The sequence below is a fragment of the Actinomadura geliboluensis genome, from assembly GCF_005889745.1.
Classification (GTDB): domain Bacteria; phylum Actinomycetota; class Actinomycetes; order Streptosporangiales; family Streptosporangiaceae; genus Spirillospora; species Spirillospora geliboluensis.
Genome location: NZ_VCKZ01000742.1, coordinates 1 through 1303, shown reverse-complemented (window position 1 = coordinate 1303; position 1303 = coordinate 1). Strand labels below are relative to the sequence as shown.

The window sequence follows — 1303 nt, the reverse complement described above, 5'->3', positions numbered from 1 at the left end:
CGTCGGCGACGTTGTCGAGCGCGCTCACGCCCGCCGCCAGGTGGAACTGCTGGAACACGAACCCGATGTGCCGGGCCCGCAGCGCCGACAGCTCCCGGTCGCCGAGGCCCGCGACCTCGTGCCCGGCGACCCGCACCCGTCCCCCGGTCGGCCGGTCCAGCGTCCCGACCATGTGCAGCAGCGTCGACTTGCCCGACCCGGACGGCCCGGCGATCGCGACCAGCTCCCCCGGCGCGATCCGCAGGTCGACGCCCTTCAGCGCCGCGACGCCGCCCGCGTACTCCTTGGTGACCCCGGTCAGCTCGACGATGGGATCGCCCGTCTCCCGCGTGCTCATTCGGCCGGCACCCCGACCTTCATGCCCGCGCGGACACCGTCTCCGCTGATCTCGACCCGTCCGCCGCCGAACGCGCCGACCCGCACGGGCACGAGCCGCCGGTCGGCGGACTCGACACCGAAACCGCCCTCCCGCAGCGCCAGCAGCGCCTCGACCGGCACGGTCAGGACGTCCTCGCGCCGCTCGCTCTCCAGCTCGACGCCGACCGGGGCCTCGTCGAGCCGTCCCGTGCCGGCGCCGCCGATCGAGATGTCGACGCCGACCGTGGTCTTCTTGTCCTGCCCCGTCCCGCTGCTCTGCGCGACCCGGCTCACCTTGGTGATCTTCCCCTTCACCGTCTCTCCGCCGGGCAGCTCCACCGTGACGGCGGCGCCCTCCTTGGCGAGGTCCTGCTTGTCGGCGTCCAGATCGACATGGACGACGCGCCTCGTCCCGGCCACCGTCAGGACCGGCTGCCCCTGCCCGACGCGCTTGCCCTCGGGCGCCTTCACGTCCCGGACGCGAACGGCCCCGTCCAGGAAGACGACCTGCTCAGGGCCGACGGCGCCGGTCACGTCCAGGCCGCGATCGTCCTGCCACTCCTTCACCGCGGCCTCGGTCGCGCCGGTGAACTCGCGGTCCACCGTCATCCCGCCGTACCCGAGCGCCCGCAGGTTCTCTTCGAGCTGCCGGACGTCCTTGCCCGACACGCCGTTCCGCAACGTCCGGTACATGGGGCTGCCGCCGTACATCAGCGTGACCGGCTCGCCCGCCACCTTCAGCAGCGTCCCGCCCCGCTTGACCGCCGCGCCCTGCTCCGGCGCCCACGTCACCACACCGGACACCCCGCTCCACACCTCCCGCACGTCGTCGTAGGTGAGCTTCCCGTCCACCTTCTCGGTGTCGACGAGATCGCCCCGGGTCACGACGGCGGTGCTCAGCGCCGCCGGCGCGCCCTGCGCCTCGCCCCCGCCCGTCGTCCAGGCC

The 1303-nt window shown here is 73.9% G+C and carries 2 protein-coding genes; both read right to left on the bottom strand.

What is annotated here, in order from left to right; genetic code table 11:
- Positions 1-337, bottom strand: a 337-nt coding sequence (locus ETD96_RS43965; RefSeq protein WP_171069552.1) for an ABC transporter ATP-binding protein, incomplete at its 3' end; no start/stop codon positions are given.
- Positions 334-1303: peptidoglycan-binding protein (locus ETD96_RS43960; protein ID WP_138642374.1), on the bottom strand; the 970-nt coding region annotated here is incomplete at its 5' end. The genes ETD96_RS43960 and ETD96_RS43965, both read right to left, overlap by 4 nt.